Origin of the sequence: Mucilaginibacter sp. (assembly GCF_036383575.1) — a bacterium.
In the GTDB taxonomy this organism is placed as follows: Bacteria; Bacteroidota; Bacteroidia; order Sphingobacteriales; family Sphingobacteriaceae; genus Mucilaginibacter.
The window spans coordinates 1-15,669 of the sequence record NZ_DASVOB010000442.1; the positions used below are offsets into that span (position 1 = coordinate 1).

15 protein-coding genes and 1 pseudogene are annotated in these 15,669 nt (G+C 42.4%); 4 read left to right on the plus strand and 12 right to left on the minus strand.

The window, feature by feature from the left end; all coding sequences use genetic code 11:
* Positions 1 to 397 precede the first annotated feature (397 nt).
* Complete coding sequence (locus tag VF500_RS15540) at positions 398 to 1,534, plus strand: sensor histidine kinase (protein ID WP_330860543.1); 1,137 nt, start codon at positions 398 to 400, stop codon at positions 1,532 to 1,534.
* A gap of 2 nt (positions 1,535 to 1,536) precedes the next feature.
* Complete coding sequence (locus VF500_RS15545) at positions 1,537 to 2,238, plus strand: LytTR family DNA-binding domain-containing protein (RefSeq protein ID WP_330860544.1); 702 nt, start codon at positions 1,537 to 1,539, stop codon at positions 2,236 to 2,238.
* A gap of 488 nt (positions 2,239 to 2,726) precedes the next feature.
* Here VF500_RS15545 and VF500_RS15550 read toward each other — a convergent pair whose 3' ends face one another.
* The 4 genes from VF500_RS15550 to VF500_RS15565 all read right to left on the minus strand — a co-directional run bounded on the left by VF500_RS15550 (position 2,727) and on the right by VF500_RS15565 (position 6,423).
* Entirely contained in the window at positions 2,727 to 3,617 is an 891-nt protein-coding gene (locus tag VF500_RS15550; RefSeq protein WP_330860545.1) for an SDR family oxidoreductase, read from the minus strand.
* A 74-nt stretch (positions 3,618 to 3,691) separates the two neighbouring features.
* Positions 3,692 to 4,270 (minus strand): Crp/Fnr family transcriptional regulator, encoded by a 579-nt coding sequence (locus VF500_RS15555; RefSeq protein WP_330860546.1) that lies wholly within the window; start codon positions 4,268 to 4,270, stop codon positions 3,692 to 3,694.
* Positions 4,271 to 4,416: 146 nt separating this feature from the next.
* Positions 4,417 to 5,238, minus strand: coding sequence for an alpha/beta hydrolase (locus VF500_RS15560; protein ID WP_330860547.1), 822 nt, complete (start codon positions 5,236 to 5,238; stop codon positions 4,417 to 4,419).
* Positions 5,239 to 5,526: 288 nt separating this feature from the next.
* Positions 5,527 to 6,423: a response regulator transcription factor gene (locus VF500_RS15565; RefSeq protein WP_330860548.1), complete on the minus strand. Its 897-nt coding sequence runs from the start codon at positions 6,421 to 6,423 to the stop codon at positions 5,527 to 5,529.
* A 102-nt stretch (positions 6,424 to 6,525) separates the two neighbouring features.
* On the opposite strand from VF500_RS15565, the gene VF500_RS15570 reads away from it, so the two are divergent.
* On the plus strand, positions 6,526 to 7,131 hold the full coding sequence (locus VF500_RS15570; RefSeq protein WP_330860549.1) for a YceI family protein: 606 nt from the start codon (positions 6,526 to 6,528) through the stop codon (positions 7,129 to 7,131).
* Between the two features lie 40 nt (positions 7,132 to 7,171).
* Here VF500_RS15570 and VF500_RS15575 read toward each other — a convergent pair whose 3' ends face one another.
* The 3 genes from VF500_RS15575 to VF500_RS15585 all read right to left on the minus strand — a co-directional run bounded on the left by VF500_RS15575 (position 7,172) and on the right by VF500_RS15585 (position 9,443).
* The gene (locus VF500_RS15575) at positions 7,172 to 7,552 is read right to left on the minus strand and encodes a VOC family protein (protein ID WP_330860550.1); all 381 of its coding nucleotides are present in this window, start codon (positions 7,550 to 7,552) and stop codon (positions 7,172 to 7,174) included.
* A 63-nt stretch (positions 7,553 to 7,615) separates the two neighbouring features.
* Complete coding sequence (locus VF500_RS15580) at positions 7,616 to 8,422, minus strand: helix-turn-helix transcriptional regulator (protein WP_330860551.1); 807 nt, start codon at positions 8,420 to 8,422, stop codon at positions 7,616 to 7,618.
* A gap of 157 nt (positions 8,423 to 8,579) precedes the next feature.
* The gene (locus VF500_RS15585) at positions 8,580 to 9,443 is read right to left on the minus strand and encodes a hypothetical protein (RefSeq protein WP_330860552.1); all 864 of its coding nucleotides are present in this window, start codon (positions 9,441 to 9,443) and stop codon (positions 8,580 to 8,582) included.
* A gap of 277 nt (positions 9,444 to 9,720) precedes the next feature.
* On the opposite strand from VF500_RS15585, the gene VF500_RS15590 reads away from it, so the two are divergent.
* Positions 9,721 to 10,395, plus strand: coding sequence for a hypothetical protein (locus tag VF500_RS15590; RefSeq protein WP_330860553.1), 675 nt, complete (start codon positions 9,721 to 9,723; stop codon positions 10,393 to 10,395).
* Positions 10,396 to 10,406: 11 nt separating this feature from the next.
* Here VF500_RS15590 and cysS read toward each other — a convergent pair whose 3' ends face one another.
* The 5 genes and pseudogenes from cysS to VF500_RS15615 form a co-directional block, all read right to left on the minus strand.
* The gene (gene cysS, locus VF500_RS15595) at positions 10,407 to 11,873 is read right to left on the minus strand and encodes a cysteine--tRNA ligase (RefSeq protein ID WP_330860554.1); all 1,467 of its coding nucleotides are present in this window, start codon (positions 11,871 to 11,873) and stop codon (positions 10,407 to 10,409) included.
* Positions 11,874 to 11,960: 87 nt separating this feature from the next.
* Positions 11,961 to 13,070, minus strand: coding sequence for an endonuclease/exonuclease/phosphatase family protein (locus VF500_RS15600; protein ID WP_330860555.1), 1,110 nt, complete (start codon positions 13,068 to 13,070; stop codon positions 11,961 to 11,963).
* The gene (locus VF500_RS15605; RefSeq protein ID WP_330860556.1) at positions 13,071 to 13,943 is read right to left on the minus strand and encodes a rhomboid family intramembrane serine protease; all 873 of its coding nucleotides are present in this window, start codon (positions 13,941 to 13,943) and stop codon (positions 13,071 to 13,073) included.
* Between the two features lie 33 nt (positions 13,944 to 13,976).
* A complete protein-coding gene (locus VF500_RS15610; protein WP_330860557.1) occupies positions 13,977 to 14,690 on the minus strand; it encodes a rhomboid family intramembrane serine protease in 714 nt (237 codons plus the stop codon).
* A gap of 18 nt (positions 14,691 to 14,708) precedes the next feature.
* Positions 14,709 to 15,669: pseudogene (locus VF500_RS15615) on the minus strand (DNA mismatch repair protein MutL); the annotation flags it as partial.

Genomic DNA, 15,669 nt, shown 5'->3' on the forward strand with positions numbered 1-15,669 from the left:
TCAATAACCGTTCCTGAGATAGTTTTTTGCTGCGCATACAGCCCGCTGCTCAATAGTAGTAGTAATATGTTTAATGCCGATATTTTAAATTTCATGTTATCAATTACATAGAGCATCCTGTGCGTACTTCTACTGGCATAGAGCAAACACACAGGTACTTTTTTGAACCCGGGGTAAATGTAACGGCAAAATTTAATTTAGAATAGCAGGCATAGATGAGTGGCTGTTTTTTAATGGTGAACGGATCATTTATGCTTCAAATTGGCGCTTTTTCTGTGGATGTGCGTTCCTTGTAAAATTTAGCCTTCAGGTAATTGTAATGGTGTTTCATCTATACATTTAGCCCAGTCATCGATAGTTTATTTTCCTGTAAAAACTGATTGTTTTACTTTATTGTATGTCACGATTTAAAACGATCTCCATTATCCTGCATTTTGCCGGCTGGATAACGCTCATGACCATCCCGCTTATCTTTTTGCATAGCGGCAAAGGGTTTGGCGATATCATGGTCCTTTTGGGTAACGCTAACTACTGGCTGTTCGGACTTACTTTTATGGTCGTTTTTTATAGTAACACTTTTTTTGTTAAATGGCTGCTGCTTAACAAAAAATATGTCTCCTACGGTTTCTTTGCATTCTTTTTACTGTTTGGGGTGTTTTGTATCCGCCCATTTGACCGCCTGCTCCATATCAGGGAACAGCAGAACGGTAACCGGCCGTTACCCAGCTATCCATATCGTGGTCAGGGCAGCAGTGAAGACTATCAGCCGGGGCCGCCGGGGCAAGGTCCCGGTTTGCCATCATATCGCGACAGGCCTTTAAGCAGGTCGCCATTTAAACAGCCCTTGGATATTACCAGTTTTTTTATTTTTTTTACACTGCTCACCTTTAGCGCAGCCACTAAGATCATCCGGAGATGGCTGCTTACCGAGCAACGGGCTGCCCGGGCAGAAGCAGATAAAGCAACAGCCGAACTCTCCTTTTTGAAAGCGCAGATCAACCCACATTTTCTGTTCAATACAATGAACAATATTTATACGCTTGTTTTAACCCGGGATGAACACGCCGCCGATAGCGTTATGAGGCTTTCAAAAATCATGCGCTACGTTACAGAAGATATAACCGGGAATTTGGCGCCGTTGCAACGTGAAATTGATTGTATTACCAGTTATATTGAGTTACAGCGTTTGCGCACTGGCAGCCTTACCATTGTTAATTTTGAGGTAGATGGCGACACTGACGGGAAACAAATAGCACCACTGTTGCTAATGACCTTTATTGAAAATATCTTCAAATATGGTGTTAGCAAACACGAAGGGTCAACGATTGAGATCAAATTAGTTATCCGTGAAACAAGCTTGTTTTTTTATTGTAAGAACCGGATTTTTAATTCAAATAACAGCGAATATGAAGGTACCGGGATCGGGATCAAGAACACACGCCGCCGTTTAGAGCATTTATACAGCGACAAGCATATATTAGATATCAGCAATGACAACCAGGAGTATATTGTTCAGTTAACTTTAAACACTTAACCATGACTTTAAAATGTATAGCCATTGATGATGAGCCATTAGCGTTACGGCTCATCGGTGAATATGTATCGCAGTTCTCAAGTCTGCAGCTTATCAAAACATTTGAAGATGCAATTTCGGCAGCTGAATTTTTAAAGAGTACATCGGTCGACCTGATTTTTTTGGATATCAATATGCCCGATATTACCGGTATTGACCTGGCCAGGTCGCTGGCTTTAAAACCGATGATCATTTTTACCACCTCTTACCGGAACTATGCTTATGAGGGCTTTGAACTGGAGGCCGTAGATTTTGTTGAAAAACCTATAGAGCTTGAGCGCTTTACCAGGGCGGTAGAAAAAGCGCTCATGATTCATCAATACAAAAATGAGGCGAAAGGCAAACCGAATGATATAGACGAAAGCCTGTACGTGCAATCGGAATACCGGGTTATAAAGATCGCCCTGAGCGCCATCAGGTATATCGAAAGCATGGAAAATTATATCCGGATCCATTTAACCAACGACAAGCCGGTGCTTACCTTAATGCCCCTAAAAGATGTATTGAAAAAATTGCCCTCTGCTAAGTTTCAGCGTATTCACCGCAGTTATATTGTGCCGGTGAACAAAATAAGGTCTATACAAAATCGTAAGGTGCAATTGGTGGGTGTTGAATTGCCTGTAAGCAATGCTTATTATGATGTTATCCGTGGTTTAATTAGTTAGCTGTTCTAAACTGATATTTATCTACCCTGTTATTCTGAGTAGGTAAAATCCAGGGACTTTGAGGGGGTAAAATAATATTTGCTCCTATGTCATGCTTCGTACGTACCTACCTATGACATAGTTAAATTCCGTCATGTTGAACTTGTTTCAACACCCCACTCGCTAAGCCACATGCTAAGCAAATCGCCTACCTTTCTTTTGGGGGGCTGAAACAAGTTCAACATGACGGCGTGGAGATGTCATTTCATCTTCAGAGTTCAACGGATTTAAACACTCAGCATGACGGCGTGGAGATGTCATTTCCTTCAGCGTTCAACGGATTTAAACACTCAGCATGACACCCCTACTTTTAATTTAATGTTATCCCATCTTCAGCAAAATCCAGACTTACGAAGTTTTAAAAACTTCGTAAGTCTTCTGCCGCTATCAAAGCCCGCCAGATTTTTCAATTTAGCAAGTTTAAATTAACCAGTTGGTCAAAAACTCTTTCAGCAATAACCCGCAGCGCCTATATCATCAATTAGCCCTGTTGCTTTAGGTTGCCAATTTAAGGCCGCCCGTGTTTTTTCGCTTGATGACGGGCAGTTCATTGATGCAAAGTGCAGAAACCAGCCAAAATGTGCCGCCGCCTCATCGCCGGTTTTACTAACTACAGGCAGATGCAATCCCTCGCCGATAGCTTCAGCAATTTCCCGAAATGTAATACATTCTTCAGCTACGGCATGAAATACATGGAGTTCCGGTTGCTTTTCTACAATCAGCCGATATAAAACCGCGGCATCTGAACGGTGAACGGCAGGCCAATGGTTATCTCCCCCGGCTATATAGACCGATTCTCCTTTTTCCCGGGCCATATTAATGATCATCGGTACAAAACCGTGATCGCCCTCACCATGTACGCTTGGCGGCAGGCGCACCGTATAAACCTTTACGCCTTTGGCAGCGACAGTTGCCGCAGCTTCTTCAGACGCCACCCTTGGAATAACATCTGATGCTGCAGGCGGTACATCATCTTCGGTAGCCAAACGGCCATAATTTAAAAGACCTACGCCTGAAGTAATGACTAAAGGCTTATCTGTTCCAACCAGTGCTTCGCCCAGGGCTTCTATCACTTTTCGGTCGGCCTCGCAGTTGGCTTTGAACTGCGAAAAATCATGATTAAAGGCCGTATGGATCACAGCATCACAAGAGGCAGCACCCTGCTGAATAAATTCAAGGTCATTGACATCGCCGCGATAAACTTCGGCACCGGTTGATGCCAGCTGTTCAGCGCCTTTGTCTGAACGGACAAGGCCCAGTACTTTGTGACCTGCCCCTAAAAGTTCTTTTACTATTGCTGAGCCTACAAATCCGGAGGCTCCGGTTACAAATACACGCATAAATTAATGATTTTGTTAATACAAAATTCACTAATAAAGATCCGCTAAAAATGGTCAGCTGACCATAATTTCAATTAGCGCTGTAGCTGTGCGTGACGGATCCGGGTAAGGGTTTTTATGGAGATGCCCAGGTACGCGGCAATCATACGAAGGGGTAAACGGGATAAGTAGTTTGGAAAAGTTTGTACAAAATCCTCGTACTTTTCTTCCGGCGTAGCGCTTAATGACAGTAGGATCCGTTTCCGGCTATAATGCGTGTTGCGGGCAATAAGGTCTTCGGCAAATTTTTTAAGCTGAGGCACTTCTGTCAGCAACATGTCGAAATCTCTTTTTTGCCAGCTAAGTATCACGCTTGGTTCTACGGCCCCTATGCTCACTTGCGAAGGTATCTGCCGGTCGTAACTTTCAACATCAAGTGTCCAGCTGTTTTCCGGCGAAAATTGCAGGATATGCTGATTACCTCCGGCAGAGATATTGAAGGTATGCAGCAGCCCGCTCATAACAAAAATCTTGTGCCGGCAAATTTCGCCTGCACTAAAAACGAGCTCGTTACGACGCAACTTCCGTGGCACTGCCAGGTCACTGATCCTGCGGATGGCTTCTTCGGGCATATCGCCTCCCGAGCGCAGGTATGTTTCAAATTCCGGATGCATTATTCAAAAATAAGAAACATTTCAATAGCAAGTTTTCAGATGTACGTGCAAAATGAGATTCGGATAGATCATTAGTATATAGACATAAACAAAATGGCCGTCCCTTTCGGGACAGCCATTTGTGCAATACAGTAATTGATGAAAAACTATTCTTTAATAAAAGCTAAAAGATCTTTGTTGATGGTTGCAGCCTCGGTAGTAGGCATACCATGCGGGAACCCCGGATACGAGATCAGCTTGCCATTTTTCAAATGCTTGATTGACTTTAGCGCCGAGTTTGCAAACGGAACGATCTGGTCATCTTCGCCATGTAAAATAAGTACGGGGATATCCACGCTTTTAAGGTCTTCTGTAAAATCAGTTTCCGAAAAAGCTTTAACACAGTCATAGTGAGCTTTTATACCGCCCATCATGCCCTGGCGCCACCAGTTGTCCCTGATACCTTGTGATACTTTAGCACCTTCGCGGTTATAGCCATAAAAAGGCAGGGTAATGTCCTGGTAAAATTGGTTTCTTTGAGTTGCAGTGCTTTCGCGGATGCCATCAAATACAGCTAATGGAACGCCATCAGGGTTACTTTCGCTTTGAACCATAACAGGAGGAACCGCGCTGATCAGCACAGCTTTGGCTATACGGCCTTTTCCATATTTAGCAGCGTAGTGGATAACCTCGCCACCACCGGTAGAGTGGCCAATGTGGACAGCATCCTTCAGGTCAAGCGCCTCAACAAGTTCTGCAACATCAGCTGCATAGGTATCCATTTCGTTGCCGGTATCGGTTTGGCTTGAGCGGCCATGCCCGCGACGGTCATGTGCTATTACCCTGTAGCCTTGTTCAAGGAAAAAGAACATCTGGGCATCCCAGTCATCGGCAGATAAAGGCCAGCCGTGATGAAAAACCAATGGTTGCCCGGTTCCCCAGTCCTTGTAATAAATTTCGGTTCCGTCTTTTACTGTAATTTTACTCATTTTGTTTTTCAATTATGGTGATTAATAAAACGCTGAAGATGTAGGATCGTTTGGAATAAATCGGGTCAGATGCCTGTCCCGAACAAATTCCCATTGACACCCTAAAAGTAGTAAATTAAAGGCGGGGCAGTTGAAACCTCCTTGAAAATTTACCTGCGTACCATAAATCCTGTATTTTTTTGACGGATTAGTTTGCAGTCTCTCGCTACCGACTATAAGTACTACTTGCAAAAAGCCGGGTTACTGTACCTGGGATGGTTGGGTTATATAGTTGCAGCTACAAAGTAGTTATTCGTTAATTTCCAGCTTATAGCCCTTGCCATGTATATTAACCAGTTTTACAGCGGGATCATGCTCCAGTTTTTTGCGTAGTTTTGATATAAACACATCAAGGCTCCTACCAACAATTACGCCTTCATCTTCCCAGATCTCTTTTTGAAGCCTGCTCCTTTCAATGATCACATTTGGCGACATAGCAAAAATGAGCAGGAGTTTATTTTCCTTTAAGGTAAGCTCAGTAATCATTCCGGCACTTTGTAGCTGCCGCTTGTCCGGGTTAAACAGAATGTCACCTATTTTAAGACCATTGTCCGGAGTAGGATCGCTTTCAATTGGTTTTTTCCTTCCTTTACCCGATCTTGAAATTATGAGCCCAATAAATGCTAATAAGGGTATCCCGCCAATTAAATAGCCTTTTTGAGGTATACTCCATCCCTGGCTTTTGAATTTGAGGTTGATAACATAGCAGTTTTTAGGCTGTTTCCGCCCCGAGCAGGGCATGATGTTGTTTTTTTTGTTTTTGAATATGGCATAGCCGAATACAACATCTTTTCCCTCACAATTTAATACGTTCACAATATAATCGTTAGCGAGGCTCTCCTTTGCCAGCGAACTGCCGATTGCTTTTTCAAGCGAATCGGGCTGAAAAGAAAACTCATTCTCAAACCGCAACTGGTACTCATTTTCTGCAACCTTTTTTACCGGCAACACCCGCGATGTACTATCGCCCGAATACAACAGTACCTCATGTCCAATTTTCCGGAGCAGAATTTCCCGCCGGGCCGTCTCAAAGTCATCGTTACCGCCAAAACTGAAAGCCACACATAATACGGTCATTAGCAGCAGGGAACCAAGCCCCAGCAAGCGTTTGGTTTTGTTATTCATGGATGATTTGAAGCCGGCCATATTCATGAGGATTTAATTTACAAAGTTTACAATTTTATTTACAACAATCATTGTAGCAAACGCACTGCAGCTGAGTAGGTTTACTGCATAAATCAATACACAATGTTGAAAATATACACGATTATCCTGTTGCTGGCTATGAGCTGCTTCTCTGCCGGCGCCCAGCAAACCTACCACTTAGATATCAAAAAAAGTAAAGTTTTATGGGATACCCGCAAAACAATGGGTGGCCATCACGGCTATCTGCTTTTTAAATCGGGCAGTCTGGATTACACGGCTGCCGGCGAACCTAAAACCGGTGCCTTTATCCTGAATATGAACGCCATGTACAGCACCGATCATGCCGATGCTGCCGGGAATAAAAAAGTAGATGAAGAGTTAAAAAAAGAAGGCTTTTTTGCAACGGAACGGTACCCGGGAGCAATTATGACTGTTAAGGAAATTACACGCATCGGCCAATCAACTAACTTTAAAGTGACTGGTGTGCTTACCATAAAAGGGATAGCAAACCCCATTGAATTTTCGGCAGCCATCATTAAAAAGAAAGATCTCATCAGCGCTACGGCTAATACCACCATTGACCGCGTTAAGTGGAATATCGATATGCAGCCGAAACGGGAGGCATGGGATCTCATTTCGGCCTTAAAAAACAAGGTTATTACCGACGAGATAGCTATTTCGTTGAACCTTATATTTACGGCTAATTAAATGCCCGCAATGCGTAGGTAATGATTTATGAATCTCCTTTTTATAAAGGATTGGTGATCCACCAGGTGTTCCCGAACGGGTCTTTTACGCCTGCGCTGCGCCCATATGATTGATTGGCCGGTGGTATAATATTTTCTGCTCCGTTATCCAGTGCTTTTTGATAAGTTTCATCACAGTTTTCCACGTACACAAACATGCCAGCATTTTGCTGTTGATAGGTGTCGGTACAATCGGCAAACATAATGGTACTGCCGTTTATATTAATTTCGGCATGCATAATGGTGCTTTCATCGCGCATGGTTTTGAACTGTTCGGTCGCGTTAAAAACCTTTTGGGTAAAATCGATAAATTTAGCGCCGTTTTTAACAACAAGGTAAGGCATTACTGCCTGGTAGTTTTCGGGAATGTTTATTGTTGACATAGCTTGTTTATTTTTATTCAAAATTAGCTTTCCCACAACCTTCAAAATTGTAAAAACCGGACATTATGAATCCCGGTATTCCGTTCCCTCGGCCTTACCCGAAAAATAATAACCCGGATGATAACCTGTAAATTCCTTTACATCATGAATAAAGTGCGACTGGTCGTAATAACCGCATTCCAGCGCTATCTGCGTTAATGTTTTATTGGTACTGTATTGCCGCAGCGCATCCTGCAGGCGTACCAATCGCATGTAAGTTTTGGGGCTAAAACCAGCGTCTGCCTTAAACTTGCGGTCAAATTGTCTTGCCGATAGGTTGTAAGCATCGGCTAACTGGCCAACTGTTCTGTATTGTTTATTATGGATCACGTCCCTGATAGCTATTGCCATTCTCTCGTCTTTTAAGCCATTTTGACGTAGCCGGGCCGTTAAAAATGCCGAAAGGATCTCTGCGCGCTTATAATTATCGGATGCCAGGATGATCCGCTCTTCCAATTCGCGGCCGGGGCGGTTTAAAAAAGTATCGAAATCAAACGCGAGGTTACTGGTTTGGCTGCTTGGGATATTAAAGAAACAGGGTACAGCGAAAGGGTAGATATAGGCACCGAAAATCCCGAAGCTTTCTGTTGTAATAAACCTGCGGTATTGTGTGGTTTGGAACTGGATGCCGGAGGGGCCTGCATTTTGTCCGCCTTTGTCCGTTAGTTCATCAAACACAGAGCGGTAATGAAATACCATTTCGGTACAGCCATCAGCAACAGAACGATAAATGTATGATGACTGATCTGCACCCAGTTCATGTTCAAGCACCCAGTAAAATCTTACATAGGGTTTCAACTCGGGCGGTGGCTGGATGGTATAATAACGCATCGTTATTGAGATTGCGAAAATTCAATTTACGAATTAATACTTGATCTCCGGCCAATTATTGTTAAGTCAATAATTTGTAGTCTAAAGTCACAAGTCGGATTTTTTCAATACTTAGCACTTATGACTTTAGACTATAGGTATATGTCATGACATAGCACTACTCATTCTCAATCGGTGAGAAGATCTCAAGCAGGATATTCCATCTTTTAGCTTTATCAATTTCCCATACCCGCACGTAATTGTAGTTGCCCACAACATTACCTTTGGTGATACGGGCGTGGCCGTAGGTATAGGCAAGGTCATTACTTGCAGACCTACCGCCATCAGTAGTTTCGGCGGTGATGCTAATGGCCTCATTGTTAATAAACTTCATCACCACGTCGGTTCCGGTCATTGGCGGGAAACCCGGGAAATAATAGCGGCCCTCGGGGCTTAAAAATTCCTTATAGCTGGCCATGGCCGATAATGTTAAACCATGGTTAAAAGTTTTATCGGTACCGATAATAACATTTTTAGCGCCAAACGGGTCCTTACTTGGACCTGAACGTTGTGCCGGATCAGGTTCTTTAAAATCAGTAACGGCTTCTTCTTCGGCTTCAGGGTGCTGGATAACCAGGTCGATGAGCAATTTTAGCTTACCGTCAGAATTAGTACGCCAAACAGATACGTAGTCGCCATATACCTTGTCGTCATCAGTTTTACCGTTTTGATATACATAAGGGCCGGCGGTGAACGCCAGGTCGCCATTGGCCGAGATCCGGGCAAATTTAGGCTCCCAGCTAAGTTTGCCGGCTTGTTTATCAATCTTACTATAAAAATCAACAATCTTTACTGCATCGGGTTTAAATATGATGCCTTCAGGATCGGCAACTGCCAGGAAGCCATCTTTTATTCCTTTGCGTTCAACTAACTTATCAAAAGCTTGTTCAACACTAACTACCTTGTTTACATTAACAGCGTCCTGCGCCAGGGCAAAAGCACTATAACCAATAAATGTAGCAGCTAATATTATTTTCTTCATATTTATATTCGGGTTTTAGGGAGCAATTTAGTAATAAATTTTAAGTCGGAAATGCAATAGTCAAAATGCCTGCAACTGCTTAATGTCATTTAGGAGTTGCACCATTTTGGCTTTATGCTGAAACGAAGATATGGGAGAATAATTGCAAAGAGCGGGTTTGATCATATAAAATACACGTAAATAATTAAATTTACTTAATAATGAAGTTCAATAAAAAAACACTTAACTTCATAACCAATGTTATCAGTTTTTGTTTAAACCAATATAAATTGCCTTCATGAAAAAGTATAAGTTGTACTGTGTATCTGTGCTTGTGTTGTTCTGCTTACAGGCTAAAGCCCAATATCTTTCTGACTACTCGGGCAGGCCATATTACTTAAAAACCTATGCCGAAATACAAGGCAGCCCCTTACTAAGCGATAATTGGGTAACCGGAACCGTTAGTTTTGCAAACGGGAAAACAGCTACTGCTATTTTAAATTATAATTTGTACGGTGATGAATTGCTGTTTAAAAACCCCAAGGACTCGTCAATTTTGTCATTTGTTGATCCGGTTAAAAGCTTTTCACTAAAGGATGCTACAATTGAAGAGAGTGATATCACGGATCCCAGTTTCAGCAGCGGCTTCCCTGCTGCGGATGATCAAACAGCAAAAACATTTTACATGGTTGTGGGTGAGGGGAAAATTAAACTGTTAAGATGTTACAAAAAGAGGGTTGTTGAGTCAAAAGATTTCAGTTCCCAAATTACCACAAAGTCATTCCTTTCGGCCAATGCTTACTACCTGTTTAGCAATAACCAGATGGTTAAGATCAAGCCTAACCAAAAAACGATACTTGCTGCAATGAATGATAAAGCTGCCCAGGTGCAGGATTATATCAAGAAAAACTCTGTAAATTTTAAAAGCGATGCTGCATTAGCTAAATTATTCAGCTACTACAACTCGCTTTAAAATATGATGTATTAGGCTTTGCTCCAGGTGGTGCCTTCTTTACTGTCTTTTAACTGGAACCCTATTTGCGATAACCCGTCGCGGATCTTATCTGAAGTGGCGTAGTCCTTATTGGCTTTTGCGCCGCTGCGCAGATCAACAATAAAGTTTAGCACTTTAGGTAGGTCGTCATTAGCGGCCTGCTCGTTTTGTAAGCCAAGCACGTCAACCACAAAGGTGTTTATCAGGTTAGTTAACAACCCAAGGTTTGCAGCGTCAATTTTCAATTTACCATCATATACCGAATTGATAATGCGCGATGCTTCAAATAGTTCGGCGATCAATACCGGGCTGTTAAAATCATCATTCATGGCTGCGTAGCAGCGTTCCAGTAACGGAGCAATTTCAACCTCGGTTGTGGTAGATGCTTTTAAGCCGTCGTTGAGCAGGGCAAAGGCATTCATCAGGCGTTTAAAACCTTTTTCGGATGCTTCCATAGCTTCGTTGCCAAAATCAAGCGTACTGCGGTAGTGTGCCTGGAGCATGAAAAACCTTACGGTCATAGGGCTATATCCTTTGTTCAGTATGGAATTTTCGCCGCTGAAAAGTTCATGCGGCAAAAAGCTGTTGCCTAATGATTTCGACATTTTTTGCCCGTTTACCGTAAGCATATTGGTATGCACCCAGTAATTGGCCGGGTTAGTACCGCAGCAAGCTACATTTTGAGCAATTTCATTGGTATGGTGTGTAGGCACAAGATCCAACCCGCCGCCATGGATATCAAAGTGGCTGCCAAGGTATTTCTGGCTCATGGCCGAGCACTCCAGGTGCCAGCCAGGAAAGCCCACACCCCATGGCGAAGGCCATTTCATCAGGTGCTCGGGTTTGGCTTTTATCCACAGCGCAAAATCAAGTTTGCCGTGCTTCTCCTGCTGACCGCCAAGTGTGCGGGTATTATTTAAAAGATCCTCAAGGTTACGACCGCTCAGTATGCCGTAATCCTGGCTTTTATTATATTTTTCAACATCAAAGTAAATGGAACCGTCAACCTCATAGGCATAGCCCTTTTCGAGGATAGCTTTTACCATTTCTATCTGCTCAATGATATGGCCGGTAGCAGTAGGCTCGATGCTTGGCGGCAGGTTGTTCAATACCTTCATCACATCTCTGAAACCAACGGTGTATTTTTGTACTATTTCCATGGGCTCAAGCTGTGCCAGCTTGGCCTTTTTTGCAATTTTGTCTTCGCCTTCGTCGCCGGCATCACCTTCAAGGTGGCCCGCGTCGGTAACATTACGCACATAACGCACCTTGTAGCCAATGGCTGTAAGGTACCTGAACATAAGATCGAAAGATATATAAGTACGGCAGTTGCCTAAGTGAACATCGCTATAAACAGTAGGCCCGCAAACATACATGCCAACGTGCGGCGCGTTGATGGGCTTAAATAATTCTTTTTTACGGGTTAAAGTGTTGTAAACAAACAAATTTTGTTGCATGAGCGCAAACTTACGATTTTTTCAATTTTAAGCTACTGCCTGCTGAAGTTCGGATTTATTTTTACAAATGCAGGGCAATGATTTTATTTAGTTCAATACCAGGTCGCTGTGCACAGGGTAATGGTCAGAAAGTTTCTTTTCAATCACTTTGTAATTAAAAACCGAGAAATGCCTGCTACTCATGATATAATCTATCTGATAATTAGGAAAATCGCCGTTATAAGTACGCCCCAGGCCTGAGCCTTTTTCGCGGAATGAATTGTTTAAGCCTTTAGCCATTTGGTTAACCGCGAATGACGATGGGGTATCATTAAAATCGCCGGCTATAATATAAGGATACGGGCATTGCGCGGCGTGTTCTTTTACTTTGAAAACCTGCTCCGCCCTTCGCATAAAAGCTATTTTGAGTTTGCTTCCCAGTTTTTTAGTTGATTGAATATCAGGTTTACCTTTTTTTGATACACTGTCAATGTATTTATAATCTTCCGGACCAAAATTGATGGATTGCAGGTGCACATTATAATACCTGAAAATTTTATCGCCCTTTTTTATATCGGCATATAAGCACTGGTTACCGGATGTTCTGTCTGCCGCAAGGCGGATCATTCCCTTTGCTACGATAGGATATTTAGAAAAGATAGCCATGCCAATAGCTTCAAGGCTGTTAGCATTAAACTGCTCAAAATAAAAGTTAGTGCTACCCAATATTTTGTTGACAGAATCACACATTTGATATTGCCCTTTGTAACGTGTATAAAATTCCTGGAAACCGATAACATCAGGCTGCTCGTTGTTGATGATCTCTAAGATCTCATGCTTGGTTGAAATATCGTTCTTAAACCCAAAATGCTTAAAATTATGCACGTTGTAGGTCATAACATGCACTACATTCAGGCCAGGGGGCAGCGAAAAGCTCGATTTAAACCTCAACCCGATATTGTTATTAAGTACTCCCCAGCCAATTAAAATACTAACCAGCGAAAACAAAAACTGCCAGCGTTTGCGCAGCAGCCAATAAAGCATCATAATTACATTGAGCAGTAATATAGGAGGATAAGCGAGACCGAAGAAAGCAAATATCCAGTATTTACGGGGATCAACAGACGGGGCTAAATAACCGATCAATAAAGCAAAACAGAAAAACAGGTTTATAAATAATAACACCCTGCTAAAAATACTTTGCTTTTTTTTAATCATTTAGTCCTGTTTGCTTGCGCGCGATAAAATTTCCCGTTCCTGTTTGCTTAAACTATTGTAACCCGATTGAGATATTTTATCTAAAATACGGTCGATCTCTTCCTGACGTGGATAATCAGACGCGTTTTTACCCATGTTATTTGAAACCACTTTTAGTTTGGACCTTGGTTTAAACAGCTTTGCTATGCCGCCCACCCAGTCATGCCCTTTTTGTAGTTGCTTAATATACACAAATCCCATTAAAGCACCGCCAAGGTGCGCAATTTCACCGCCGGCATTGTCCCCAACTATACCCAAAAAATCAATAACCAGGATCACCAATACCAGCCATTTTAATTTTACCGGCCCAAATAAAATTAACGATATGGTATAATTGGGCAGTAAGGTGGCCGTCGCCACAACAATAGCCATTACGCTGGCCGATGCCCCAACTATGGTACTGCCCTGTGCAGCGTTGGCACTGGTAAATGCGGGCAGCAGGTTCAGGGCCAGCAGATATAACAATGCGCCTGCGAGGCCACCCATTAAATATAAACCTATTGTACGCTTATTGCCAAGATACTCTTCAAATATCTGCCCCATCCAATAAAGCCAAAGCATATTGAACAAAATATGGAGTATCCCTGCATGCATGAACATGTATGTTAAAGGCGTCCAGAAACGCCTAAGCAGATCGGGCAGGAATGCCGGCATATTCAGGTACTTATCGGCATAAAGTAAAATGATACTGCCACCAAAATGAGTTAGTAATTGTTCAACTATTGCCGAAATATTTATTGCTAAAAAAACAATTACATTAATGCCAATAAGCAGGTTTAGCCTATTGCCTGACCGCAGCATTTTGTAGTGGATATTTTGCCAGAGGGTGCTCATAATAAAGCTATATTACAAAGATAACTACTGTTATTAATAAAAATTGTTTGGTCGTTGTAATCTCCAATATTTTAATACGATAAAGCCAAATAAGGCACCACCAAGGTGGGCAAAATGGGCTACCGAATCACCCTGAAATTGTCCAAAACCATCTATAAGTTCGATCACAATATATCCCGCAACAAGATACTTAGCTTTAACCGGAACAGGTATAAATAATACCATCATCTCCATATTAGGAAAAAGATATCCAAAAGCAAGCAATAAACCAAATATAGCACCTGATGCCCCCAAAATTGGCACGGTATAAATTTCTTTGATTTTAGCCATACCCGACATGCTTACATTGGCTACTTCAGATCCTGTTATGGTAAATGCCCCAATTACGCCATGCACCTCAATTGCTTGTACCAGCATTTGTAAAGCCAATGCTCCAATGCCGGTTATAAAATAGTACTGAAGAAACCGCTTAGGTCCCATTGTATATTCAAGTATTGGCCCAAACATGAACAACGCAAACATGTTAAAGAAAATATGCGCGAGGCCGGCATGCATAAACATGTAGCTAACAACTTGCCATGGGTGGAAAAGTGGTGAGTTAAAATAAAATGCCGATAGCCATTTTACCATATCAAACCCAACATAGCCTAATGTATAGGTGCCTATAAAGAATATTATATTTATAATAAGCAGGTTTTTTACAACAGGTGTGATATTGGCAAAAGGTGATTGATTGTATCCGTTCATATATAATTTAGCCTGGGGCTATTTTTCAAATCGTTCCATTAATTCGTTCATCGTAAAGGTACTGATTACGGGCTTACCATTCAACGCCTGGTTAGGTGATTGACAGGCGAAAAGCTGGTCGATAAGCTGGTTCATTTCCTCAAGTGATAATTTGGTGCCTGTTTTAATAGCGCCGTTACGGGCCAGTGAGCGGGCAAGGTTATCACGTTTATCTAATTTCAGAATCGCCATATTGTTTTTAAAACCTTCCAGCAAATGTTCTAAAAGTTCATGCTCACCAACATTGTTCAGCTCGGCAGGGATCCCCTCTACTACTACGGTGTTTTTCCCAAACTCGCGGATGTCAAAGCCCAGCGCCTTGATATCGGGCAAAAGCTCTCTCAATAACTCAAAATCGCTGCCATTTAGTGTAACCGATTGCGGAAACAGGCTTTGCTGGCTTACGCCCGAATGATTTTGCAGCTGCAATAAGAAACGTTCGTACAGAATGCGCTCGTGAGCAGCCTGTTGGTTAATGAGCATAAAGCCCGATTTGATCTGCGACAGGATGAACCGGTTATGGATCTGGAACAATTGCCGCTCACTTGGTTTGCTTACATCCTGCTCATCAACCGCTATAGTTTTTTCCTCGTGGATCTCGTGCTGAAAAAGGGTTTCTTTTTTTGAGATCTCATACAAGGTATCCCAATTTTGCGGGATCGGGTCTTTTTTATATCCTCCGCTATCCCTTAAAAACGGATGTTCCTGCCTTGGCTTTTCTTCCTTATTGTCAAAGGGGTTAAAATCAGGATTAAAGGAAATAGTAGGGGCAATTATATCTTCAAATGGCTTAGGAGTGATCAGGTGCTCAATGCTGTTTTCCTGGTCAAAATCCAGGCTGGGGGTAATATTATATCTCCCTAACGATCGTTTTACCGCCGAACGGATAATGGCATAAATAGCCTTCTCGTCCTGGTATTTGATCTCCGTTTTAGTAGGG

Excerpts from the sequence above, each read along its gene's own strand:
- VF500_RS15540 (WP_330860543.1), top strand. The coding sequence starts at position 398 with ATGTCACGATTTAAAACGATCTCCATTATCCTGCATTTTGCCGGCTGG.
- VF500_RS15545 (WP_330860544.1), top strand. The coding sequence starts at position 1,537 with ATGACTTTAAAATGTATAGCCATTGATGATGAGCCATTAGCGTTACGG.
- VF500_RS15550 (WP_330860545.1), bottom strand. The coding sequence starts at position 3,617 with ATGCGTGTATTTGTAACCGGAGCCTCCGGATTTGTAGGCTCAGCAATA.
- VF500_RS15555 (WP_330860546.1), bottom strand. The coding sequence starts at position 4,270 with ATGCATCCGGAATTTGAAACATACCTGCGCTCGGGAGGCGATATGCCC.
- VF500_RS15560 (WP_330860547.1), bottom strand. The coding sequence starts at position 5,238 with ATGAGTAAAATTACAGTAAAAGACGGAACCGAAATTTATTACAAGGAC.
- VF500_RS15565 (WP_330860548.1), bottom strand. The coding sequence starts at position 6,423 with ATGGCCGGCTTCAAATCATCCATGAATAACAAAACCAAACGCTTGCTG.
- VF500_RS15570 (WP_330860549.1), top strand. The coding sequence starts at position 6,526 with ATGTTGAAAATATACACGATTATCCTGTTGCTGGCTATGAGCTGCTTC.
- VF500_RS15575 (WP_330860550.1), bottom strand. The coding sequence starts at position 7,552 with ATGTCAACAATAAACATTCCCGAAAACTACCAGGCAGTAATGCCTTAC.
- VF500_RS15580 (WP_330860551.1), bottom strand. The coding sequence starts at position 8,422 with ATGCGTTATTATACCATCCAGCCACCGCCCGAGTTGAAACCCTATGTA.
- VF500_RS15585 (WP_330860552.1), bottom strand. The coding sequence starts at position 9,443 with ATGAAGAAAATAATATTAGCTGCTACATTTATTGGTTATAGTGCTTTT.
- VF500_RS15590 (WP_330860553.1), top strand. The coding sequence starts at position 9,721 with ATGAAAAAGTATAAGTTGTACTGTGTATCTGTGCTTGTGTTGTTCTGC.
- cysS (WP_330860554.1), bottom strand. The coding sequence starts at position 11,873 with ATGCAACAAAATTTGTTTGTTTACAACACTTTAACCCGTAAAAAAGAA.
- VF500_RS15600 (WP_330860555.1), bottom strand. The coding sequence starts at position 13,070 with ATGATTAAAAAAAAGCAAAGTATTTTTAGCAGGGTGTTATTATTTATA.
- VF500_RS15605 (WP_330860556.1), bottom strand. The coding sequence starts at position 13,943 with ATGAGCACCCTCTGGCAAAATATCCACTACAAAATGCTGCGGTCAGGC.
- VF500_RS15610 (WP_330860557.1), bottom strand. The coding sequence starts at position 14,690 with ATGAACGGATACAATCAATCACCTTTTGCCAATATCACACCTGTTGTA.